Below are 24277 nucleotides of genomic sequence, written 5' to 3' on the forward strand. Positions count from 1 at the left end.
CAAAGCAAGTTTGCAGCGGCGCCGTGGCTGGCATGAGCTACCCGCCGTACGAACACCTTTGCCCACCCATTCCCCTTGCCATCGAGGTCTGCCATGAGCCCCCGTGCCCAAAAGAAAACCCGCTCCGTTGCTCCCTCGCGCATTCGCGAGGGCATGCCCTTCCCCCTCGGTGCTACCTGGGACGGCCTAGGCGTCAACTTCGCCTTGTTCTCGGCCAACGCCACCAAGGTTGAACTGTGCATCTTCGATTCCAGCGGTGAGCAGGAGCTCGAGCGTATCGAGCTGCCTGAATACACCGACGAGATCTATCACGGCTACCTGCCAGACGCCCACCCGGGGCTGGTTTACGGCTACCGTGTGTACGGCCCGTACGAGCCGCAGAACGGTCATCGTTTCAACCCTAACAAGCTGTTGATCGACCCCTACGCCAAACAGCTGGTCGGCACCCTGAAGTGGTCCGAAGCGCTGTTCGGCTACACCATCGGCCATCCCGATGGCGACCTGTCGTTCGACGAGCGTGACAGCGCCCCGTTCGTGCCCAAGTGCAAGGTCATCGACCCGGCCTTTACCTGGGGCCGCGACCACCGGGTGCAGGTGCCGTGGGATCAGACCATCATCTACGAAGCCCACACCCGTGGCATCAGCATGCGCCACCCTTCGGTGCCAGAAGAGCTGCGCGGCACCTTCGCCGGCCTGGCCAACGATGATCTGCTCAAGCACATCAAGGATCTGGGCGTTTCGTCGATCGAGCTGCTGCCGATCCACGCCTTCGTCAACGACCAGCACCTGCTGGAAAAAGACCTGAGCAACTACTGGGGCTACAACAGCATCGCCTTCTTCGCGCCGCACCCGGCGTACCTGGCCAGCGGCAAGATCGCCGAGTTCAAGGAGATGGTTGCGCACCTGCACAACGCCGACCTCGAAGTGATCCTCGATGTGGTCTACAACCACACCGCCGAAGGCAACGAGCAAGGCCCGACGCTGTCGATGCGCGGTATCGACAATGCCTCGTACTACCGCCTGATGCCGGATGACAAGCGCTACTACATCAACGACTCCGGCACCGGCAACACCCTCGACCTGAGCCACCCCTGCGTGCTGCAACTGGTCACCGACTCGCTGCGTTACTGGGCCGGCGAGATGCGCGTGGACGGCTTCCGCTTCGACCTGGCGACCATCCTCGGCCGTTACCATGATGGCTACAACGAGCGCCACAGCTTCCTCGTCGCCTGCCGCCAGGACCCGCTGCTGAGCCAGGTCAAGCTGATCGCCGAGCCGTGGGACTGCGGCCCAGGCGGTTACCAGGTCGGCAACTTTGCGCCGGGCTGGGCCGAGTGGAACGACCGCTTCCGCGATACGGTGCGCAGCTTCTGGAAAGGCGACGAAGGCCAGCTGGCCGACTTTGCCGCGCGCATGACTGCCTCCGGCGACATGTTCAACAACCGCGGCCGGCGCCCGTATTCTTCGGTCAACTTCATCACAGCCCACGACGGCTTCACCCTGCGTGACCTGGTCTCGTACAACGACAAGCACAACGAAGACAACGACGAGAACAACCAGGACGGCACCAGCAACAACATGTCGTGGAACTGCGGTGCCGAAGGCCCGACCGAAGATCCCGAGATCGCCGCCCTGCGCATGCGCCAGATGCGCAACTTCTTCTCTACCCTGCTGCTTGCCCAAGGCACGCCTATGATCGTTGCCGGTGACGAGTTCAGCCGCACCCAGCACGGCAACAACAATGCCTATTGCCAGGACAGCGAGATCGGCTGGATCAACTGGGACCTGGACGAAGAAGGCAGCGAACTGCTGGCCTTCGTCAAACGCCTCACCCGCCTGCGCCTGAAGTACCCGGTGCTGCGTCGCTCGCGCTTCCTGGTCGGCGATTACAACGAAGCGATCGGCGTCAAGGATGTCACCTGGCTGGCGCCGGATGGCAACGAGATGAGCGTCGAGCAGTGGGAAGATCCGCACGGGCGTTGCCTGGGCATGCTCATCGATGGCCGTGCGCAGGTCAGCGGCATCGCCCGCCCAGGCTCGGAGGCCACCGTGTTGCTGATCGTCAACTCGCACCACGACACGGTGCCGTTCCTGCTGCCTTCGGTGCCACAGGGCGAGCGCTGGAACTGCCTGATCGACACCGACCGACCTGAGCTGCGCAAGGCTGAGCGGCTGGAGTTCGGCACCACCTTCGAGGTGACCGGCCGTTCGTTCCTGCTGATGGTGCTGGAGCACGACGACGACTGAGTGCGGGCTGATGACTGATGCACCTCTGCAGCGCTGTATCGCTGCAGAGGTGCAGGTCACACACCGAAAAGTCACACGCCGCTAGCAATGTTTCGGCATAGCCAATTCAAGGCAAATAGCGATCCTCGCTATGCGCCTTGAATTGTTCAACGATTCCAATCCTTTACCTCCATTGCCAGTTCATCGACACGCCCTTCACAGATTCTTGACGCAAGCGCTGCGGTCTCCTTAGCTGAACTTACCAACTGAAGTAAAAATTTCGCGCCGGGCGCTCTGGCGCGCGCCTTCGTGCGCGTTGAACACGCCCTGCGTGCTGGTTTGGGTCGCCCTCTGATGTGTGCCGTACAGCCCGTGACAACAGGCCAGGCCCCTTGGCTGTATTCAATGACAACAGAGGAGAACCGCCATGAACAAGACAGCGCATCCATCACGGATGGAGCAGGTTTTCTACGCGGTTTCCACGTCGCTGCTTCTGGCAACCCCGGTGGAAACTTTTGCTTTCGATCAGCAGGACGACGAACCCTTCGCCAGCCTCTGGCAGCAACCGGCTGCGGCGCAGTTTGCGCTTGATCCGGTCAGCGCCAGCGGCTTGAACATCAATACCCTGAGCGCCCTCTCAGAACGGCTGAGCGAGCGTCAGCAGCGGCCCCGGCCTGACGTGGACGGCAACCAATGGGCGCAGCTTTTTCCCGGCCTGCCGCGCAGCAGCGCCCCCACGCAAAATCAGCTCGAAGCCCGCAGCCAGCAGTTGATCGTCGGCCCTGACCTGCTGGTGCGCGAATCATCTGCCGGCAACCTGCACCGCGCCGGCATCTTCGTCGGCCAGAACAACCTGCAGAGCTCGTTCAACGGCATGCGCCCGCTGCTTGGCGACAAGCAGCGCAATGCAGTCAGCCTCAGCGGCGAAAGCCTGGGCGTGTACTGGAGCATGAGTAATGACAAGGGCTGGCACCTGGATGCCGTGGCCATGGGCACGCGCATCGACGTCAGCGGCCGCAGCGACAGCGGCCAGCGCCTGGACGATAGCGGTCACGCCATGACCTTCTCGGTCGAGGGCGGTTTGCCTATTGGTCTGGGTGGTGGCTGGGTGATCGAGCCGCAGGCGCAGTTGATCAATCAGCAGTTCTTCCCCGGTAGCCAGGCGCAGGAGGCGACGTTGCAGGCGTTCGACAGCCAGCCGAACTGGAGCGGCCGCGTCGGGGCCAAACTGTCGGCCCGCTATGATGTACGCGGAACGCCGGTCGAACCCTACCTGCGGACAAACGTCTGGTACGACTTCAGCAATGCCGATGGCGTGCAGCTGGATCAGGTCGACAAGATTTCCAGCTCGCGCAAGTCGACCACGGTCGAACTTGGCCTGGGGCTGGTGGCGCGGATGACGCCGGATGTGGCGCTGTTCGTCAGCGCCGACTACAGCAGCGACGTCGACGACAATGACCTGAATGGGCTGATTGGCAGCCTGGGTGTGAAAATGCGCTGGTGAACCGATCCGGGCAAGCTGCAGCGAGGCTGCGGCTTGCCCGGACTGGATTCAGTTGGCTGGCTTAAGCACCAATACGCCCAGGGGCGGCAGGTTCAGCGCCAACGACAGCGGCTGCCCATGAGCCGGCAGCGCTTCAGTCGCTACGGCGCCCAGATTGCCGACGTTGGAGCCGGCATACTCCTGTGCGTCGGTGTTGAGCAGCTCTTGCCAGTGCTCGGCAAACGGCACGCCAACCCGGTAGCCCTCACGCGGCACTGGGGTGAAGTTGGCCACCACCAGCAATGGCTCGCCGCTGCTGCTCCAGCGTAACCAGGCAAATACACTGTTCTGCGCGTCGTCGCCGATCAGCCACTGGAAGCCCTGCGGCTGGCAATCCTGCTCGTGCAGCGCCGGCAGTTCGCGATACAGGCGGTTGAGGTCGCCAACCAGCTGTTTGACGCCCTGGTGCTCGGAGTACTGCAGCAGGTACCAGTCCAGCTGCTGGTCGTGGTTCCACTCACGCCACTGGCCAAACTCACAGCCCATGAACAGCAGCTTCTTGCCTGGGTGCATCCACATGAATGCTAGGTAGGCGCGCAGGTTGGCAAACTTCTGCCAGCGGTCACCGGGCATCTTGTCGATCAGCGAATGCTTGCCATGCACCACTTCGTCGTGGGAAATCGGCAGGATGAAATGCTCGGAGTAGGCATAGATCAGGCCGAAGCTCATCTCGTTGTGGTGGTGATTGCGGTGTACCGGGTCGTTCTGGATGTAATGCAGGGTGTCGTGCATCCAGCCCATGTTCCACTTGTAGTCAAAGCCCAGGCCACCCTGCTGGGTCGGTTGGCTGACGCCGGGCCAGGAGGTGGATTCCTCGGCAATAACCAAGGCCCCGGGCGCCTCATGGGCAACCACCCCGTTGAGGTGACGCAGGAAGTCGATGGCCTCCAGGTTCTCGCGGCCGCCATGGCGGTTGGGCACCCACTCGCCGGCCTTGCGCGAATAGTCGCGGTAGAGCATCGAGGCCACGGCATCGACGCGCAGGCCGTCGATATGGAAGTGCTTCAGCCAGTGCAGCGCCGAGGCCATCATGAACCCGCGCACCTCGTTGCGGCCGAGGTTGTAGATCAGCGTGTTCCAGTCCTGATGGAAGCCCTCCAGTGGGTTTTCGTACTCATACAATGCAGTCCCGTCAAAGCGCGCCAGGCCGTGCTCATCGGTCGGGAAATGCGCCGGCACCCAGTCGAGAATCACGCCAATGCCGCCCTGGTGGCAGGCGTCGATGAAGGCAGCAAAATCTTCGGCAGTGCCGTAGCGCGACGTCGGTGCGAACATCGACAGCGGCTGGTATCCCCACGAGCCCCCGAACGGGTGCTCCATGATCGGCAGCATCTCGATGTGGGTGAAACCCAGCTCCTGCACATAGGGCACCAGGCGCTCGGCCAGCTCACGCCAGTTATACAGTCGGGCTACTTCACCGCTGTCATTCAGCTCGCACTGCCACGAGCCTACGTGCAGCTCGTAGATCGACAGCGGCGCGTTGTAGGCATGGCGCTGGGCGCGTTGCTCCATCCAGTCCTGGTCGCGCCATTCGTGGCCCAACGGGCCGGCCACTTTCGAGGCAGTGCTGGGCGGCAGCTCGGTGGCGCGTGCCAACGGGTCGGCCTTGAGCGGCAGTACACCATCCTGGCCGAGCACTTCGAACTTGTAGGTTTCGCCAACGCCCAGGCGCGGCACAAACAACTCCCAGACCCCGGCGCCATGGCGCAGGCGCATCGGGTGGCGGCGGCCGTCCCAGTTGTTGAAATGGCCGACGACCGAGACCCGCTTGGCGTTCGGCGCCCACACCGAGAACAGCACGCCGTCGACGCCGTCGACCTGCATTGGCTGGGCGCCAAAACGCCCGGCCAGGTCACGGTGATTGCCTTCGGCAAACAGGTGCATGTCGATGTCGCCCAGCTGCGGGCCGAAGCTGTACGGGTCTTCGGTGACCTGTTCACCACCGGCCCAGTTGATTGCCAGTTGATAGTCCTGCGGCTGCGCCATGTGGGCGCTGAACAGGCCGGGCACGCTGCCCTGTTGCATCTCGGCAAGCACGCTGCCATCGCTGCGCGAAATGACTTTGGCGCTCAGCGCGGCCGGTAAAAAAGCACGCACGAACTGGCCGCCCGCACCATCCGGGTGCGGGCCGAGCACGGCAAATGGATCGGCGTGCTCGGCGCGGGCCAGGGCGTCGATGTCCCGTTGCCGAAGGCCGCCGTTGTCACGCTTGATTGCGTTCATTTATGACTCTCCCCAGGTACTGATCAGTCCATGCAGACCATGCAAAGGCACGGCCAGCCAGCTTGGCCGGTTCTCGGCTTCATAAGTAATTTCGTAAGCAGCCTTTTCCAGGCAGAACAGCTCCAGTGCCGCGCGCTCGCCATCGGCCTGCTCCCAGGCGTGGGGCATGGCGGCAGTGGCCAGGCCATAGGCTTCGACGAAGGCGTGACGCGACTGGTGCAGGTACTGCCGGGCAACCCGCTGCCGGGCCTGCCGCGCGGCGTCGGACAGGTCTACTGCCGAGTCGCTGCGCAGAATCATCGCAGCAGCATAGTCGAACGAGCGCAGCACGCCGCTGACATCTTTGTACGGGCTGTGCTTGGCGCGGCGCTCCTGCAGCGGCCGGGCCGGCTCGCCCTCGAAGTCGATCAGGTAAGCGTCGCCCTGCACCACCAGCACCTGGCCCAGATGCAGGTCACCATGCACGCGCATGAGCAAGCCACCCTGGGCCTGTTGAGCCAGCTCCTCGACGCGCTTGGCAAGGCCGTCGCGCTGTTGCTGCAGGTCGTCGACCAAGGCCTGGCTTTCGCTGTCGAGGCTATCGCGGTGCTGCGCCAGCAGGTCCAGCGCGTGGGTCAGTTCGGCGCTGATCTGCTCGCCCCAGCGGGCGCTGTCGTCGGCGCTGCTGGCGCGCGGCGCGAACGCCTCGTCCTCGGTCGGCGTGGCCAGCAGCAGGTGCATTTCACCCAGACGCTGACCGAACAATGCAGCAAAGCCGTTGAGCTCGGTCAGGGCATCGGTGTGCGCTTCAGCGTCAGTACGGGTGGGCTCCATTTCATCGCGGATCGCGCGCTCCAGAGTGTTCTGAGTCCAGGCCCAGGCATCGCCCTGGTTGCTCAGGTAGCCCTGGGCGATCATCAATAGATTTGGCTCTTTCTGCGCATCCACTCGGCTGACCCACGCCAGCAGCGGCGAGATATTGGCAAAGCCGCCAGCGGTCAGGTAGGCGCTCATTTCCAGCTCGGGGTGAATACCCGGATTGACCCGGCGGATCAGCTTGAGTACTACACAATCGCCGATCACCACCGAGCTGTTCGACTGCTCGGCACTCAGGTAGCGCACCGGGCTGTCTTCATCCAGCCCAAGCGGCGCCAGCAGGTCAGTCGCCTGGAAGCGCAACTCGCCATGCTCATAAGGCAACACGGTGCCGTCCTGGCAGTTACGCAGCACCGCACGAATGAACGGCTCGAGCACGAAGGCGTCGGTGATGAGGCCAACCTGACTGCCCCGGCGCACGCGCGACAAGGCTAGTTGCTGCGGCAGCGCGCTGTGGATCTGGTCTTCAGGCAGCAGGCCGAATGGCAATTGATAATGGGTGGTCACGCCATTGCTGAGCACTTCCAGCTCGGCCAGCAACACCGGCGTGGTGGCCGTAGCCAGGCGGACGCCGTAGCTCAGCCGAACCTGGTCAATCGGTGCTTCCTTGCCGGCAAACCAGCGCCGCTTGGGCAGGTATTGCGGCAGTACCGAAGTTTCCAGGGCGTCTCGTGCGGGGGCATCAAGTAGCTCTTCCATACGTTTACGCAGCACCAATGTGGTCAGTTCAGGGAGGCTTTCTGCAGGTTCGGCATGCCAGCTGGGCATGCGCTCGCGCGAGGCGAGGACGAACCAGTAGAAGCCGTAAGGCGCCAAGGTCAACAGGAACGGCAACTGGCCTATCGGCGGGAAGGCACTGCCGCCGAGCATCTCCACCGGCACCCTATCGACGTACTGTGACAGGTCGAGCTCGGCCGCCTGCGCGGCGCGAGAAACGTTGGCCACGCAGAGGATGGTTTCGCTGTTGCCATTGGCATCGGTGTACTCGCGGATGTAAGCCAGAATGCGCCGGTTGCTCGGCGTCAGGGTCTTCATGCTGCCGCGTCCGAAGGCCTTTTGCTGCTTGCGCACGGCGAGCATGCGCCGGTTCCAGTTGAGCAGCGAATGCGGGTCGTGGGCCTGGGCCTCGACGTTGACCGTCTGGTAGCCGTAGAGCGGATCCATCACCGGTGGCAGCACCAGCCGCTGCGGGTCGGCGCGAGAGAAACCACCGTTGCGGTCCGGCGACCACTGCATCGGCGTGCGTACGCCATCGCGGTCGCCCAGGTAGATGTTGTCGCCCATACCCAGCTCATCGCCGTAGTACAGGGTCGGCGTACCGGGCATCGACAGCAACAGGCTGGTCAGCAGTTCGATGCGCCGGCGGTCACGCTGCAGCAGCGGCGCCAGGCGCCGGCGGATGCCCAGGTTGATCCGGGCGCGGCGATCTTCAGCGTAGTAATTCCATAGGTAATCGCGCTCACGGTCAGTGACCATCTCCAGGGTCAGCTCATCGTGGTTACGCAGGAAGATCGCCCACTGGCAGTCCGCCGGGATCTCGGGCGTCTGGCGCAGGATGTCGGTGATCGGGAAGCGGTCTTCCATGGCCAGGGCCATGTACATGCGCGGCATCAGCGGGAAGTGGAACGCCATGTGGCATTCGTCGCCAGTGCCCTCGCCAAAGTACGGCCGGGTGTCTTCCGGCCATTGGTTGGCCTCGGCCAAGAGCATGCGGTCCGGGTAGTTGGCGTCGATCTCGGCACGGATGGCTTTCAGCACTACATGGGTTTCAGCCAGGTTCTCGTTATTGGTGCCATCGCGTTCGATCAGATACGGGATCGCGTCCAGGCGCAGGCCGTCGACGCCGATGTCGAGCCAGTAGCGCATTACATCGATAACGGCCTTGAGCACCTGCGGGTTGTCGAAGTTGAGGTCTGGCTGGTGCGAGTAGAAGCGGTGCCAGAAGTACTGCCCGGCAACCGGGTCCCAGGTCCAGTTGGACTTCTCGGTATCGAGGAAGATGATCCGCGTGCCGTCGTACTTCTGGTCGTCATCCGACCACACGTAGAAGTCCCGCGCCTTGCTGCCACGCTTGGCATGGCGCGCGCGCTGGAACCACGGGTGCTGGTCGGAGGTGTGGTTGATGACCAGCTCGGTGATCACCCGCAAGCCGCGCTTGTGCGCCTCGGCGATGAAGCGCTTGGCATCGGCCATGCTGCCGTAGTCCGGGTGCACCGCCTTGTACTCGGCAATGTCATAGCCGTCATCACGCCGCGGCGACGGGTAGAACGGCAGCAGCCACAGCGTGTTGACGCCCAGCTCGGCGATGTAGTCGAGCTTGCTGATCAGCCCGGCAAAATCACCGATGCCATCATTGTTGGCGTCGAAAAACGACTTGATGTGCAACTGATAGATCACCGCATCCTTGTACCAGAGCGGGTCGTCGATAAAAGCTGCCGGGCGTGAACGCTTGGCCATGTGCGACTCCTGTACGAGATCAAGGCTACTGCGCGGCGCTGATACGCCAGATACCAAACGGCTGATAACTCGGGTCGATGCGCATCCACTGGGTCTTGCCGTGCCAGGTCCAGCGGTGGCCGTTCATCAAGTCCTCGCCGTAGGTGTCGGCGTTGTCATCCAGGCCCAGCTCCCACAGTGGTAGTTCAAAGTTCGCCTCCTGGACGTTGTCCGGGTCCAGGTTGATCGCGATCAGAATGTAGTTTTCGCGGTCGGCAGTGCGCTTGGCGAAGTACAGGATGTTGTCGTTCCAGCAGTTGAAGAACGCCACGCCCAGGTGCGTCTGCAAGGCAGGGTTTTGCCGGCGGATGCGGTTGAGCTGGGCGATCTCGGCAATGATGTTGCCGGGCGCGGTGAAGTCGCGTGGGCGGATCTCGTACTTCTCCGAATCGAGGTATTCCTCCTTGCCCGGAATCGCCGCCGCTTCGCACAGTTCAAAGCCTGAGTACATGCCCCACAGCCCTGAGCCCATGGTCGCCAGCGCGGCGCGAATCAGAAAGCCGGCACGGCCTGAGCGCTGCAGGAAGAATGGGTTGATGTCCGGCGTGTTGACGAAGAAATTCGGCCGGTAGCAGTGGCTCCATGGCGGCTGGTTCAGTGTCTCGAAGTACTCCTGCAGCTCCTGCTTGCTGTTGCGCCAGGTGAAGTAGGTGTAGCTCTGCGCATAGCCGACCTTGCCCAACCGGGCCATCATCGCGGGTTTGGTGAAGGCCTCGGCAAGAAACAATACGTCAGGGTACTGGCTACGCACATTGGCGATCAGCCATTGCCAGAACGGCAGCGGTTTGGTGTGCGGGTTGTCGACGCGGAAGGTCTTGACCCCCTCCTCGACCCAGCCGATGACCACATCGCGCAGCGCCAGCCACAGCGAGGGCACGGCGTCGGCGGCATAAAAGTCGACGTTGACGATGTCCTGGTATTTCTTCGGTGGGTTTTCCGCATAGCGGATGGTGCCGTCCGGGCGCCAGCTGAACCAACCGGGGTGCTCGACCAGCCAGGGGTGGTCTTGTGAGCACTGAATGGCGAAGTCGAGGGCGATTTCCAGGCCGTGCTCGGCGGCTGCAGCCACCAGCCGGCGGAAGTCTTCGCGGCTGCCCAGCTGCGGGTGAATGGCGTCATGACCGCCATCGGCACTACCGATCGCATACGGGCTGCCCGGGTCATCAGGGCCGGCCTGCAGTGAGTTGTTGGGGCCTTTGCGGTGGCTGCGGCCAATCGGGTGAATCGGCGGGAAGTACAGCACATCAAAGCCCATGTCACGGATCATCGGCAGGCGCGCATGGACGTCGTTGAAAGTGCCGTGGCGCGCCGGGTCGTCGGTGATCGAGCGCGGGAACAGCTCATACCAACTGGCGAACTGCGCCGCCGGGCGATCGACGTCCAGAGGGAATTCGATACTGCGGGTCAGGTAGCTGCGGTGCTCGGCCTCGGCCATCAGGCGCGCCGCATCTTCGCCGAGCAGCAATGCAACCTGGGCTTGCTCATCGAGCTCGGCCAGACGCGATTGCAGCGTCAGAATCTGCTCGCGCAAGGCGCCGTCCGTGCGCTCGGCGCCCTTGCCCAACAGCAGGCGGCCCTCCTCCAACTCCAGCTTGATCTCGACCGCAGCGTTGAATTTCTTTTCCAGGTCGTAGCAGTAGGTGGCGTACGGATCGATCCAGGCTTCGATGATGAACAGGTGCAGGCCCAATCCAGTCGGGGTGAATTGCCCAAGCCACAGATCATTGCCGGCGTCCTCCATCGGCACACTGTGCCACTCGCGGCTGCGCGCTTCACGCCAGTGCAGCAGCACCATCAGCCGATCATGGCCGTCGCTGTAGACTTTGCTGCTGACCATCACCGGCTGGCCGCTGATGGCCTTGGCGGCAAAGGTGCCGCCGTCGAGTACCGGTGCGGTGTCTTCAATGACCAGACGCGGCGCCAGCAACGCCTGGGCCAGGCTGATCGCCTGATCCGGGTGGTCATTGGCCATGGGCACGCTTTCGAAGGGCTCGTTGCGAGACATCGGACCTTGCTCCCTGTGGGCTTGAGGCGGTAAGGGTTCAGAGCCGTCGAACGCGTGGGGGGTTCAAAAAAAAATGAGCAAATGGCGCAGGCGTGGTTCAAAGCCTTTGCATCCCTCATTTACCCAGCGAGGTCAGGCCATGAACATTCCAATCCCGGCGGAGACACCCGATCCGAACATCGACGATCCAAGCTTGCCGCCGCCGGTGCCGCAGGATGATCCCGATGAGTTGCCGATCAAGCCGACCATGCCGCCTACGGTGGGCGATCCGCCGAGTGAGGAACCGCCGGTCAAGGTTTGAGCATAGTCAACAGGCGCGCTGAGCCTGTTTATGTTTGTTGTGGTGTGATATCCCGAGGGCCGCTTTGCGGCCCTTTTTGATGGCTCAGATGCTTGGAAAGCCTCCACAGGCAGACTAACGTTTACGTAAAGGTGATGCCGTGATTGACAGCCCTTGGCCGCAGGTTTACGTTAACGTCAACCCACACCACACCGTGTAGGAGCGGCCTTGTGTCGCGAAAGGGCTGCGTAGCGGCCCCAGATTGCAGCCTCGCCGCCGAGATTGCTGGGCCCGCTTTGCGGGCCTTTCACGACACAAGGCCGCTCCTGCACAGGGCGTGATGGTTTCAAGAACAATAAAGGTACCCAAGCATGCATTACCCCAGCCTGAACTTCGCCCTCGGCGAGACCATCGACATGCTTCGCGACCAGGTCCGCGCCTTCGTCGCCGCCGAACTGGCCCCGCGCGCGGCACAGATCGACCAGGACAACCTGTTCCCTGCCGACATGTGGCGCAAGTTCGGCGACATGGGCCTGCTCGGTATCACCGTGCCGGAAGAATACGGCGGCGCCGGCCTGGGCTATCTGGCCCACGTCGTGGCGATGGAAGAAATCAGCCGCGGCTCGGCTTCGGTGGCCCTCTCCTACGGCGCCCACTCCAACCTCTGCGTCAACCAGATCAACCGCAACGGCAGCCACGCGCAAAAGCTCAAGTACCTGCCCAAACTGCTCAGCGGCGAGCATGTCGGTGCCTTGGCGATGAGTGAGCCGAATGCCGGTTCCGACGTGGTGTCGATGAAGCTGCGCGCCGAACAGCGCGGCGATCACTACGTACTCAACGGCAGCAAGACCTGGATCACCAATGGCCCGGATGCCAACACCTACGTGATCTACGCCAAGACCGACCTGGACAAGGGTGCCCATGGCATCAGCGCGTTCATCGTCGAGCGCGACTGGAAGGGCTTCTCGCGCAGCAGCAAATTCGACAAGCTGGGCATGCGCGGCTCCAACACCTGCGAGCTGTTCTTCGACAACGTCGAAGTGCCGGCGGAGAACATTCTCGGCCAGCTCAATGGCGGCGTGCGCGTGTTGATGAGCGGCCTCGACTACGAGCGCGTAGTGCTCTCCGGCGGCCCGACCGGGATCATGCAGGCCTGCATGGACCTGGTGGTGCCGTATATCCATGACCGCAAGCAGTTCGGCCAGAGCATCGGCGAGTTCCAGCTGATCCAGGGCAAGATCGCCGACATGTACACCCAGCTCAATGCCAGCCGGGCGTATCTATATGCTGTGGCGCAGGCCTGCGACCGTGGCGAGACCACGCGCAAGGACGCCGCCGGGGTGATCCTCTACAGCGCCGAGCGCGCCACGCAGATGTCGCTAGAGGCGATCCAGATTCTGGGCGGCAACGGCTATATCAACGAGTTCCCGGCAGGCCGCCTGCTGCGCGATGCCAAGCTCTATGAAATCGGCGCCGGCACCAGCGAGATCCGCCGGATGTTGATCGGCCGCGAACTGTTCAACGAAACCCGCTGAGCACAAGGACCCGCGCCCATGGCTATTCTGCACACCCAGATCAACCCGCGCTCTGCCGAGTTTGCCGACAACAGCGCGGCCATGCTCGAACAGATTCAGGCGCTGCGCAGCCTGCTCGCCCAGATCAGCCAGGGCGGCGGCACCAAGGCCCAGGAGCGGCACACCGCGCGGGGCAAGTTGTTGCCGCGCGAGCGTATCGACCGCCTGCTCGACGCTGGCTCAGCGTTTCTTGAAATCGGCCAATTGGCCGCTTACGAGGTGTACGGCGAAGACGTGCCCGCCGCTGGCGTGATCGCCGGCATCGGTCGGGTTGAGGGCGTCGAGTGCATGATCGTGGCCAACGATGCCACGGTCAAAGGCGGCTCGTATTACCCGCTGACGGTGAAAAAACACCTGCGCGCGCAGACCATCGCCCTGCAGAACCGTCTGCCATGCATCTATCTGGTCGACTCCGGCGGCGCCAACCTGCCGCGCCAGGACGAGGTGTTCCCGGACCGCGAACACTTCGGTCGGATCTTCTTCAACCAGGCCAACATGAGCGCCCTGGGCATCCCCCAGATCGCCGTAGTGATGGGCTCGTGCACCGCCGGCGGCGCCTACGTGCCGGCGATGGCTGACGAGGCGATCATGGTCCGCCAGCAGGCGACGATCTTTCTCGCCGGGCCGCCGCTGGTCAAAGCCGCCACCGGCGAAGTAGTGACCGCAGAGGAACTGGGCGGTGCCGACGTGCACTGCCGCATCAGTGGCGTTGCCGACCACTACGCCGACAACGACGAACACGCACTGGCCCTGGCCCGGCGCAGCGTGGCCAACCTCAACTGGCACAAGCTCGGCCGTCTGCAATGCCGCGCACCGGTTGCGCCGTTGTATAGCGCAGACGAGCTGTATGGCGTGGTGCCGGCCGACGCCAAGCAACCGTTCGATGTGCGCGAGGTAATTGCGCGGCTGGTCGACGGCTCGGTCTTCGATGAATTCAAGGCGCTGTTCGGCACCACCCTGGTGTGCGGCTTCGCCCATCTGCACGGCTACCCGGTGGCGATCCTGGGCAACAACGGCATCTTGTTTGCCGAGGCCGCGCAAAAAGGCGCGCACTTCATCGAACTGGCCTGTCAGCGCGGCATCCCGCTGCTGTTTCTGCAGAACATCACCGGCTTTATGGTCGGCAAGAAGTACGAAGAAGGCGGCATCGCCAAGCACGGCGCCAAGCTGGTGACAGCGGTGGCCTGCGCCCAGGTGCCGAAATTCACCGTGATCATCGGCGGCAGCTTTGGCGCTGGCAACTACGGCATGTGCGGCCGCGCCTATGACCCGCGCATGCTGTGGATGTGGCCCAACGCACGGATTGGTGTGATGGGCGCCGAACAGGCGGCCGGGGTGTTGGTCCAGGTCAAGCGCGAGCAGAGCGAACGCGCCGGTGCGGTGTTCAGCAGTGCCGACGAAGCCGCGCTCAAGCAGCCGATTCTTGACCAGTACGAGCGCCAGAGCCACCCCTACTATTCCAGCGCGCGGCTGTGGGACGACGGCGTCATCGACCCAGCGCAAACCCGAGATGTCCTGGGCCTGGCGTTGTCTGCCGCACTCAATGCACCGATCGAACAGAGCCGTTTCGGCATCTTCCGGATGTGACCCGATGAGCGACTACAGCACCCTTGAACTGATCAAGGACCCACGCGGCTTCGCCACCCTGTGGCTGAACCGGGCCGACAAGAACAACGCCTTCAACGCGCAGATGATCCGCGAACTGATCGTCGCCGTTGACCGCCTCGGCGCCGACCCAAGCTTGCGCTTCGTGCTGCTGCGCGGCCGAGGCCGGCACTTCAGCGCCGGCGCCGACCTGGCCTGGATGCAGCAATCGGCGCAGCTCGACTTCAATACCAATCTGGACGACGCCCACCAACTGGGCGACCTGATGTACAACCTGTACAACCTCAAGCTGCCTACCCTGGCCGTGGTGCAAGGTGCCGCTTTTGGTGGCGCCCTGGGTCTGATCAGTTGCTGCGACATGGCCGTCGGCAGTGAGGATGCGCAGTTCTGCCTGTCGGAAGTGCGCATCGGCCTGGCACCGGCGGTGATCAGCCCATTCGTGGTCAAGGCCATCGGCGAGCGTGCCACTCGCCGTTATGCGCTGACAGCCGAACGCTTCAGTGGCGTGCGTGCACAGCAGCTGGGCTTGCTGGCTGAAGCCTACCCAGCGGAACAACTCGATCAGCAGGTCGAGGCCTGGGTCGACAATCTGCTGCTCAACAGCCCGCAGGCACTGCGCGCCAGCAAGGACCTGCTGCGTGAGGTCGGCCACGGCGAGCTGACTCCGGCAGTACGCCGTTATTGTGAAAACAGCATTGCCCGCATCCGCGTCAGCGCCGAGGGCCAGGAGGGCCTGCGCGCCTTCCTCGACAAGCGCCGCCCCGCCTGGCAACCCACCGACAAGGAAGCACGCCCATGAGCCACGCCACCCTGACTACCTTGCTGGTTGCCAACCGCGGCGAAATCGCCTGCCGGGTGATGCGCACCGCCAAAGCCATGGGTCTGACCACTGTCGCCGTGCACAGCGCCATCGACCGCGACGCATTGCACGCCCGCGAGGCCGATATCCGCGTTGATCTGGGGGGCAGCAAGGCTGCCGAGAGCTATCTCGATATCACTAAACTGCTGGCAGCAGCCAAAGCCAGCGGCGCCCAGGCGATCCACCCAGGCTACGGCTTTTTGTCGGAGAACGCCGACTTTGCCCGAGCCATCGAGCAGGCCGGGCTGATCTTCCTTGGCCCACCGGCCAGCGCCATCGACGCCATGGGCAGCAAGTCGGCGGCCAAGGCGCTGATGGAGGCCGCGGGCGTGCCATTGGTGCCCGGCTACCACGGCGCTGCGCAAGATCTGCAGACCTTCCGCGAAGCCGCCGAGCGCATCGGCTACCCGGTGTTGCTCAAGGCCAGTGCCGGCGGCGGCGGCAAGGGCATGAAGGTCGTGGAAGAGGTCAGCCAGTTGGCCGACGCGCTGGCCTCGGCTCAGCGTGAAGCGCAGGCCTCGTTCGGCAATGCGCAGATGCTGGTGGAGAAGTACCTGCTCAAGCCGCGCCACGTCGAGATCCAGGTGTTTGCCGACCAGCACGGCAACTGCCTGTACCTGAACGAGCGCGACTGCTCGATCCAGCGCCGCCATCAGAAGGTCGTCGAAGAAGCGCCAGCGCCCGGCTTGGCGCCGGAGCTACGCAAAGCCATGGGCGAAGCTGCCGTGCGCGCTGCACAGGCAATTGGCTATGTCGGCGCCGGCACGGTCGAGTTTCTGCTCGATGCCCGCGGCGAGTTCTTCTTCATGGAGATGAATACCCGGCTGCAGGTCGAGCACCCGGTGACCGAGGCGATTACCGGGCTCGATCTGGTCGCCTGGCAGATCCGCGTGGCCCGCGGCGAACCGCTGCCGATCACGCAGGCGCAGGTGCCGCTGCGCGGCCACGCGATTGAAGTGCGGTTGTATGCCGAAGACCCGGTCAACGAGTTTCTGCCAGCCACCGGGCGCCTGGCGCTGTACCGCGAGTCGGCGCCGGGCGAAGGCCGCCGAGTCGACAGCGGCGTCAGTGAAGGGGACCAGGTGTCACCGTTCTATGACCCGATGCTGGGCAAGCTGATTGCCTGGGGTGAAGACCGCGAGCAGGCGCGTCTACGTTTGTTGGCGATGCTCGACGAATTCGCTATTGGCGGAGTCAAGACCAATATCGCCTTCCTGCGGCGGATCCTGGCGCACCCGGCGTTCGCTGCGGCCGAGCTGGATACCGGCTTCATCCCCCGGCATCAGCAGGCATTGCTGCCGGCAGCTGGTGAGCTGCCCGCGCAGTTCTGGGAAGCCGCAGCACAGGCCTGGCTGCAGAGCGAAGCCACGCGGGTTCGTGATGACGACGCCGACTCACCGTGGGCGGCACGCACTGGCCTGCGCCTGGGCCTGCCTAGCCAGAGCAGCGTCCACCTGCACAGCGGCGGGCAGGCTCAAGCCGTGACGCTGCAGGCCAGCGCACCGTCGACCCTGCGCCTTGAGGGGGAGCAGTTATGCCAGGATCTGGACGGCGTGCGCCGGCGCCATCTGGCGATTCGTCGTGGCGCCACCCTGTACCTGCACTGGGACGGCGACATGCATGCCGTCAGCGCCTACGACCCGATTGCCGAAGCCGAGGCCAGCAACAGCCAGCACGGTGGGCTGAGTGCGCCCATGAACGGCAGCATCGTGCGGGTGCTCGTCGCGCCTGGACAGGCGGTCGAGGCCGGCACTGCGCTGGTGGTGCTGGAGGCCATGAAGATGGAGCACAGCATCCGCGCCGCCCAGGCGGGTACGGTCAAAGCGCTGCTGTGCGAAGAAGGTGACATGGTCGCTGAGGGCGCGGTACTGGTCGAGCTGGAGTAACGCCTGTGCGTGCTCCGTGGCCCGCTTTGCGGCGCCACGGAGTACGCCGATCAGAAGATGCCGTGCACGCGCACCACGACACCAAGGAATTCACAGCCCTCTTCGCACACCAGCGTTGGGTAACTGCCATTTAGCGCCTTCAGGTAGCGTTGGCCACCCTCCTCCGTCAGCTGGCGGAAGATAGCCGATTTGCCAGGTTGACGGGCCACAACCAAACGCCCTGGCTCCACGGCGACGCCACTGTCAACCAGCACCAGCATGCCCTCGGCAACGCTCTTGCCACTGACTGCGCTCATCGCATCGTTTTCAACCGATAGCCACCAGGCGTTGCCCTTGGCCAGATAGTCGGTCTGCTCGAAGACAGCAGGTTCGGCTGCCACCTCGCTGCCCAGTGCATCCCACGCCAGCAGCGGGTAACGAAAGCACACGATGTATTTGGTCCAGTCTTCATCTTCGACGCTGTCGTCGACGGCATAGCGCACGCGCTCTTCACCGATCTGCCCGGCCACCTGCAACTGCAGGCTGACGTGGTAGTGCGGCATGCCCAGTTCGACGAACACCTTGTTCATCGAATCGACCCGTGGTTGCCGGCGTTTGCACAGCCAGTGGCCAATACTGCCCTGGGACACGCCAACGCGTTCGGCGAGCAGTTCCTGCGAGATGTCGAGCTCCTCCATCCGGTCACGGATGAGGGCAATCCATTTATCCATATTCATCGCTGGCACGATACGGACTGCCTCTAGGCGCTCAATACACATAAGGTAGTATTTCCTTGAAAGCACATAAATACATTAGGTATTAGAATCAGGCAGAGTCCTTCCCACAGCGCCGTTCCCGGTATCAGGATGAAACCCCATGAAAAAAGACGAAACAGATCTGGACAGTGAAGCTGCGCGCCGCGCGCTCGACTACTACCTCAACCCCACCCCGCCGCGGCCCAACCTGGACAACAAGGTGTGGACCTTGCAGCCCGGGGTTTCCATTGGCGAAGCCCATGACCATGCGCTGGCCCTGCTGCGCTGCGCGGCGGCAACGGCCCATGAAACCGCCACCCACCAGGACGGCATGACCCGCGAGGTGACACTGGCGCTGATGCATATGGTGAACATGGCAAGGTCACTGCTCGAGCACAAAAAGGCAGTGATGACGGACGACAGATAAGAGCAGAACGTGAACGCCAGGTAACGGCAATGGCCCCGATTGCCGGGACAGGATGAGGAGTGCAGGTAATTTTTTTACCGATTTCAACAAATATCGTTTGACTGGCAAATGATAACGATTATTATTGCACTCAGCAGGTCGCGAGACCCGCTGGATAACCTGGAGACCTTAGGTCGGACTCTCAGATTATCTCCTCATCAGGCTAATCACGGTTTTTGACCCGGCTTTTTGCCGGGTCTTTTTTTTGGTCTTCAGGCTAATGAAGATGGGTACCGCTTGATGGCCGCGATCATAGCAAAAGTGTTTCCACAGGTGAATGGATGTAACAGCCTTTTACGCAAACAGCACTTGAGAATCAATCTCGTTACGATTAAGCTGTTCGCGCGTCAGGGAAGATGCCCCCACCCCTACACCTGAGCAAGGAGCCACCCATGACCCGCCTACTGCCCCTTGAACAGCACCTGCACAGCCATACCGATGAAGACGCCTTGCTGCACCGTCTGCGCCGTCTACCGCGGCGGGTGCAACAAGTATTTCTGCTCAGCCGCCTCGAACAACTGCCGTTCGCCGCCATCGCCGAGCGCCTCGATCTCAGCGTACACGCCGTCGAACGCCACATGCATCAAGCGTTGCAGGGCACTCAGGCTCGGTCTGACAGCTTTGCCAGCGCCGCCGGCCATTGGTATGTGCGCCTGCAAAACCCACAGGTCAGTGCCAGCGAGCGGATCGACTTCCGCCGCTGGCTGGACGCCGCCGACGAGCACTTGCAGGCCTTCCACCAGACCGAACTGCACTGGCGCCGCCTGCTCGTCCCGGCACGTCAACTGGGGCAAGACGGTTGGTACCGGCATGGTCAGGCAGCGCTGTCACTGGGCGGTTGCTCGATCGCGGCCGGCCTGGGCCTGGCCGCCCTGCTGGCAATGGCGTACTGGGCGTGAGTAAACCCAGCCCTTGAGCCAAGCGCGGCCTGGCTGCGTTGCCGAGCAATGCCGACACTCGATGAAACACCCCCTGCCAACCGGCAACACATTTGCAGTCCCAGCCGGCGCTGCGAGCGGTGTAGAGTAACCGTCACAAAAAAAGCCACAGGAGCCTGGCAATGACCGTGACGTCGCCCGCTGTAACCATCGACTGCGCTTTCGATTCCGGCAATATTCAGGTGCTCGACGCCAGCAATCCAGAGCAGGTGCATCTGGCCATTCGCCCGGACAGCCACAGTGGCCACTTCCAGTGGTTTCACTTCAAGGTAGATGGCCTGACGCCTGGCCACACTCACCGGTTCAGCCTCGACAACGCCAGCCAGTCTTCCTATCCCAATGCCTGGAGCGGTTATCAGGCCGTGGCCTCGTATGATCAGCAGGTGTGGTTCCGCGTCCCCAGCCGCTTCGACGGCGAGGCCCTGCACTTTGAGTTGCAGGCCACTCAGCCGCAGGCCTGGTTCGCCTACTTCGAGCCCTACTCGCGTGCCCGCCACAATCAATTGATCGACCGCGCCCAGCAGTTGCCGGGAGTCGAGTTGCTGGCCCATGGACGCAGCGTGCAGGGCCGTGATATCCCCCTGTTGCGCGCTGGTGACGGTGCGCCCGGCAAGCGCAAGCTCTGGCTGATCGCCCAGCAGCACCCGGGCGAGCACATGGCCGAGTGGTTCATGGAGGGCGTGATCGAACGCCTCGAAGCCAACGATACGCAGATTCAGGCATTGCTCGCTCAAGCCGACCTGTACCTGATCCCGAACATGAACCCGGACGGCGCCTTCCTCGGCCATCTGCGTACCAACTTCAAGGGCCAGGATCTGAACCGTGCCTGGCAGTCAGCCAGTGTCGACACCAGCCCCGAGGTGCTGTTTGCCCAGGCACAGATGAAGCAATACGGCGTCGATGCATTTATCGACGTGCACGGTGACGAAGAGATCCCCCACGTGTTCACCGCCGCCTGCGAAGGCAACCCAGGCTACACCCCGCGCCTGGCGAAACTCGAGGAGCAGTTCCGCAGCACCTTGGGCAGCATCACCGCAGACTTTCAGACCACCCACGGCTATACCCGCGACCAGCCTGCTCAGGCCAACATGACCCTGGCCTGCAACGCGGTCGGGCAACAGTACGACTGCCTCTCACTGACCCTGGAGATGCCCTTCAAGGACCACGACGACGCGCCCAATGTGCAGACGGGCTGGTCTGGACAGCGCTCGAAGGACTTGGCCGGTGCGGTACTGGAGACGTTGGCGAAAATCGCGCGTGATCTACGCTAGCTAGAACTGCACATCCAGAATCACGCTGTCGCTGTAGGTCGCAGCCGGCGGCGTCGGCTGATCGCTGTAGACCCGCGCGTTGTAGTTGAAAATCTGGCTACCGGTGCCAGTGCCTGCGCCCGGGTTGACGTTGGCATCGGTACTGGCACGCCTTGCTGTATTCAGCGAGCCCCAGCGCTCGCTGCCGGCGCTCTTGAAAATGTCATAGGCCAGATAGTTATTGGCCGGTGATTTCATCCGCCGACGGCCGCCAGCCGGGTTTACCCCATCATCCAGGCCAACGGTGTAGTTGCTGCCCTTGGTGCAGGAGATGTTGATGCTTTGATTGACCGTGGTAAACGCACTGACCACCGGCGCACTGTTGAAGACAATGTTCGGAGTGGTGATCTGGCAGTCATTGCTTACCGTCAGGCTGACGTTGAGGGTGCGGCTGCCATTGCCCTTGTCGCGGCCCAGGCAAATCGTGCCGGCACTGATGCCAGAGCAGTAGTCCCAGGCCCAGGCGATGGTCAGGGTTTCCTGGTACACGCCCGCAGCAACGTTGGCACCCAGGTTGGTCTTCACATACAGCGGCACGGTCTTGGGTGTGGTGCCATTGAGCAGGCCAAGCAGGTCGAGGATGCCATTGCGGGCGAAGTCGAACGCCACGCCACGGGTGATCGGAAAGCTCGTGCTGTTGTTGGCATACAAGGTGTAAGGGATCACATCACCGGTTGGCCCAACCAGCCCGCTGGTGCTGGAGGTGATGGTTGCGTAGAAGTGATCGCCCGAACTCAGCAGACTGAGCAAAGAACCGGTGCACTGCAAACCGGCATTGGTGGTCGAGGCGCTTTGCACTGTGCCGCGCACCAAGGTCGAATTGACCGTGCCGAAGCTCGCCGGCAGGGTATCGACCATATTGCACAGGCCCCAGGCCGGCGCCGCCATCACCGTCGCGAGCAGCGCCACTGCCCCTGCAGAGCGGTTCATTGACACACCAGCGGGCCAATCAACGGCACCGGCCCCTGCCCTTCCGGCAGATCAAAGGCCACCTGGCACTGGCCGCCCTCGGCCAGCTCGACCTGCAGGGTGTTGTGCGCCGAGAGGTTCTCCAGATACACCAGGCCGTCCCAGCCGACCACTGCCAGGCTGCCGCTCTGCTGATGGGTCACCCGGCTACCCAGCTTGAGGTTGTTCTGCTGCGCGTCGACCAGCACGATGCTCGCCGCCAGCACCCGCTTAAGCGGGAACTCCAGCAAATAGCCGCTACCCCGGCGCACGGCGACCCGCTGCTCGACCTGCGGTGCCAGCACATCGGCCGACAGCTCCATTGGATCGATCTCATACTTGCCGCGGTAGTAACCACTGCTGTACGGCACCAACAAGTGGCCGTTGCGGTCAGTGCGGCCGACCAGCTGATTCTCGTAGCGCACAGGGACATCGGCGTAACCGTCGGTACTGACAACTACAAAGGCATCGTCAATCCGGTTGGCGGCAAACAGGCCGGCGTCCATCCATACCAGCGAACCGCTGGCGTCGGCCCAGCGGGTCATGGCGTCACTGCTGCCATAGGTACCAGCCTGCAACTGCACCGACTGCAGGCGCCAGGTCGCGTCAGCCTGGCGATAGGCTTCGCGGTCGCCATCGGCATAACCGAGATTGAAACCGACACCGCCACCCACCGGCACGGCGCGGCTGTAGTTGACCCGCTGCTGGCGGCTGCCATCCTGGCTGCGCTCCATGCTCAGGGCCAGGTTGCCATGCAGGTCGAACGGGATCACCAGCTGCGCCTGCATGGCCCACTGGCTTTCGCCGATCTCGCGGTTGGCCGACAGGTACAAGCTGCTGTTGCCCCACAACGAGCGGCTCCAGCTCAGGTTGAGCAGACGGGTACGCGAGCCGTCTCCTGCCTGCACATCGAAATAGCCGGCACCGAGGCTGCCATAGCGCTCAAGGTTCAGACTCAGGGTGACCTGTTCACTACGCCTGGACAGCTGTGTGTAGGGCGTGTCGACCCGCGACAGGTCGGCGTAGTCGCCATGGCGCTGCAGGCGCTGGTAACTGAAACCGAGGCGCTGGCTGTTGTATTGATACCCCAGCGCAACCTGCTGGCCCTGCTCGCCGTCGAAACGGCTTTGCGCCAACGCCGCATTGAGCACGCCATAATTGCCCAGCCGTAGATTGCCACCCAGGCCGCCGAGGGCGAGGGTCTCGGCGGTCTCCAAATGGCCCTCGAGGGTAAAGCTGTCGCTGACACCGTGGCGCAGGCTGGCGCTGGCAACGCCTGTGCCGTAGCCAAAATCACGTACGCCGTAGTCGCGGCGCAGGCTGCCGGCCGCCAGGGAAAAGTCGCTCAGGCCTTTGCCCAGCAGGCTGCTGGTGACGTAGAACGGCAGCGTGGTCGACACCTGGCGGCCGAGGGCGTCGGTGGTCACCACCACCGCTTCGCCGGCACCGTTGATGAACGGCACGTTGGTCAGGGTGTATGGCCCGGGTTGCAGGTCGGTGGTGCTCGCCTTGTAGCCGTTGATGAACAGGTCCAGCGACGTCGGTACCGCCGCCTCGCCGGCAAAGGCCGGCAGCGGATAGGTGACCAGGTCCGGGCGGGCGGCAAAATCACGCGAAAGCTGCAGGCCGCCGAGCCGCACCGAGCTGGTCCAGGGCAAGGCGCCGGTGACCAGGTCACCGGCCTCGATGGTCAGCAGGCGTTGCTCGTCGGTATAGCGCCAGGTAGTGTCGTAGCGCAGAAATCCCTGACGGGTATCGGCCTGCGGTGCGCTGTTGAAGGCCTGGCGCCACTGGCCGGTGGTGCTGAACGTGCCCCAGCTGTCGAACAGACGCAGCTCGTTCCAGGCGGCCAGGTAGGTGCCGCTCTCATCGGTGTCATTCAGGTAGACGTCGTAGTTGAGCAGCGCGCCGAAGCTGCTGCGGGCGTCGCTGGCCGAGTACAGGCCGCGCTCGCCAACCCGCTGCAGCGGCAACCAGGCAGCGGGTACCTGCAACAGCAGGCGCTGGTTGGCGCTGTCGTAGTCGGCATGCAGGTCGGCATAGGCATCCAGCGCCACCTCACCCTGAGTAACCCCCGGCAGGCTGATGCCCGCTGCAGTGAGCACCTCACTGGCGATAAACAAGCGCCCGGCGCGTTGCTGCACGGGCACCAGCTCAGCCCTGGGCATTTGGTTCACCAGCAGGTCGAGGTACAGCGTGGCATCGGTGACCGCGCTGCTCTCGCTCGGTGGCGGCGGCAGGCCGTTGGCCAGCGCCAGCTGTGGCCCCAGCAGCAAGCCCAGGCACACCTGATGGGCCATCCACGACAGCCATTTCACACACGGCTTCC

16 protein-coding genes are annotated in these 24277 nt (G+C 63.3%); 10 read left to right on the top strand and 6 right to left on the bottom strand.

All coding sequences use genetic code 11. The features are described from left to right. Positions 1-93: 93 nt before the first annotated feature. Together glgX and IDM28_RS14845 are read left to right on the top strand one after the other, a co-directional pair. Positions 94-2247 (top strand): glycogen debranching protein GlgX, encoded by a 2154-nt coding sequence (glgX, locus tag IDM28_RS14840; RefSeq protein ID WP_188036330.1) that lies wholly within the window; start codon positions 94-96, stop codon positions 2245-2247. Positions 2248-2653: 406 nt separating this feature from the next. Continuing rightward, the gene (locus IDM28_RS14845; RefSeq protein WP_188036331.1) at positions 2654-3730 is read left to right on the top strand and encodes an autotransporter outer membrane beta-barrel domain-containing protein; all 1077 of its coding nucleotides are present in this window, start codon (positions 2654-2656) and stop codon (positions 3728-3730) included. Between the two features lie 48 nt (positions 3731-3778). Here the strand turns inward: IDM28_RS14845 and glgB are convergent, their stop codons facing one another. The 3 genes from glgB to IDM28_RS14860 are packed head-to-tail and all read right to left on the bottom strand — an operon-like array spanning position 3779 to position 11348. Further along, entirely contained in the window at positions 3779-5992 is a 2214-nt protein-coding gene (gene glgB, locus IDM28_RS14850) for a 1,4-alpha-glucan branching protein GlgB (RefSeq protein WP_188036332.1), read from the bottom strand. Further along, entirely contained in the window at positions 5993-9304 is a 3312-nt protein-coding gene (gene treS, locus IDM28_RS14855) for a maltose alpha-D-glucosyltransferase (protein ID WP_101320932.1), read from the bottom strand. It abuts the gene before it with no gap. Between the two features lie 25 nt (positions 9305-9329). Next, on the bottom strand, positions 9330-11348 hold the full coding sequence (locus IDM28_RS14860) for an alpha-1,4-glucan--maltose-1-phosphate maltosyltransferase (protein ID WP_188036333.1): 2019 nt from the start codon (positions 11346-11348) through the stop codon (positions 9330-9332). Between the two features lie 139 nt (positions 11349-11487). Between IDM28_RS14860 and IDM28_RS14865 the strand changes: the two genes are divergently transcribed. The 5 genes from IDM28_RS14865 (at position 11488) to IDM28_RS14885 (ending at position 17552) form a co-directional block, all read left to right on the top strand. Then, the gene (locus IDM28_RS14865; RefSeq protein ID WP_181003808.1) at positions 11488-11649 is read left to right on the top strand and encodes a hypothetical protein; all 162 of its coding nucleotides are present in this window, start codon (positions 11488-11490) and stop codon (positions 11647-11649) included. Positions 11650-11999: 350 nt separating this feature from the next. After that, on the top strand, positions 12000-13163 hold the full coding sequence (locus tag IDM28_RS14870) for an isovaleryl-CoA dehydrogenase (protein ID WP_188036334.1): 1164 nt from the start codon (positions 12000-12002) through the stop codon (positions 13161-13163). An 18-nt stretch (positions 13164-13181) separates the two neighbouring features. Further along, entirely contained in the window at positions 13182-14789 is a 1608-nt protein-coding gene (locus IDM28_RS14875) for a carboxyl transferase domain-containing protein (protein WP_188036335.1), read from the top strand. 4 nt (positions 14790-14793) lie between these two features. After that, complete coding sequence (locus tag IDM28_RS14880; protein ID WP_188036336.1) at positions 14794-15606, top strand: gamma-carboxygeranoyl-CoA hydratase; 813 nt, start codon at positions 14794-14796, stop codon at positions 15604-15606. After that, positions 15603-17552, top strand: a complete 1950-nt coding sequence (locus IDM28_RS14885) for an acetyl/propionyl/methylcrotonyl-CoA carboxylase subunit alpha (RefSeq protein WP_188036337.1) — start codon at positions 15603-15605, stop codon at positions 17550-17552. Before IDM28_RS14880 ends, IDM28_RS14885 begins: the two co-directional genes overlap by 4 nt. Before the next feature lie 50 nt (positions 17553-17602). Here IDM28_RS14885 and IDM28_RS14890 read toward each other — a convergent pair whose 3' ends face one another. Beyond that, positions 17603-18310, bottom strand: a complete 708-nt coding sequence (locus IDM28_RS14890; RefSeq protein ID WP_188036338.1) for a LexA family transcriptional regulator — start codon at positions 18308-18310, stop codon at positions 17603-17605. Between the two features lie 97 nt (positions 18311-18407). Here IDM28_RS14890 and IDM28_RS14895 point away from each other — a divergent pair, with 97 nt between their 5' ends. The 3 genes from IDM28_RS14895 to IDM28_RS14905 all read left to right on the top strand — a co-directional run bounded on the left by IDM28_RS14895 (position 18408) and on the right by IDM28_RS14905 (position 20961). Then, a complete protein-coding gene (locus IDM28_RS14895) occupies positions 18408-18713 on the top strand; it encodes a DUF6124 family protein (protein WP_101320948.1) in 306 nt (101 codons plus the stop codon). A 431-nt stretch (positions 18714-19144) separates the two neighbouring features. Then, complete coding sequence (locus IDM28_RS14900) at positions 19145-19651, top strand: sigma factor-like helix-turn-helix DNA-binding protein (RefSeq protein WP_188036339.1); 507 nt, start codon at positions 19145-19147, stop codon at positions 19649-19651. Positions 19652-19812: 161 nt separating this feature from the next. After that, the gene (locus IDM28_RS14905; protein ID WP_188036340.1) at positions 19813-20961 is read left to right on the top strand and encodes a carboxypeptidase family protein; all 1149 of its coding nucleotides are present in this window, start codon (positions 19813-19815) and stop codon (positions 20959-20961) included. Here IDM28_RS14905 and IDM28_RS14910 read toward each other — a convergent pair whose 3' ends face one another. Further along, complete coding sequence (locus tag IDM28_RS14910) at positions 20962-21930, bottom strand: spore coat U domain-containing protein (RefSeq protein WP_188036341.1); 969 nt, start codon at positions 21928-21930, stop codon at positions 20962-20964. Beyond that, positions 21927-24248, bottom strand: a complete 2322-nt coding sequence (locus tag IDM28_RS14915; RefSeq protein WP_188036385.1) for a fimbria/pilus outer membrane usher protein — start codon at positions 24246-24248, stop codon at positions 21927-21929. Before IDM28_RS14915 ends, IDM28_RS14910 begins: the two co-directional genes overlap by 4 nt. Between the last annotated feature and the right edge of the window lie 29 nt (positions 24249-24277).

Source organism: Pseudomonas sp. EZ-C24 (genome assembly GCF_014525325.1).
In the GTDB taxonomy this organism is placed as follows: domain Bacteria; phylum Pseudomonadota; class Gammaproteobacteria; order Pseudomonadales; family Pseudomonadaceae; genus Aquipseudomonas; species Aquipseudomonas shirazensis.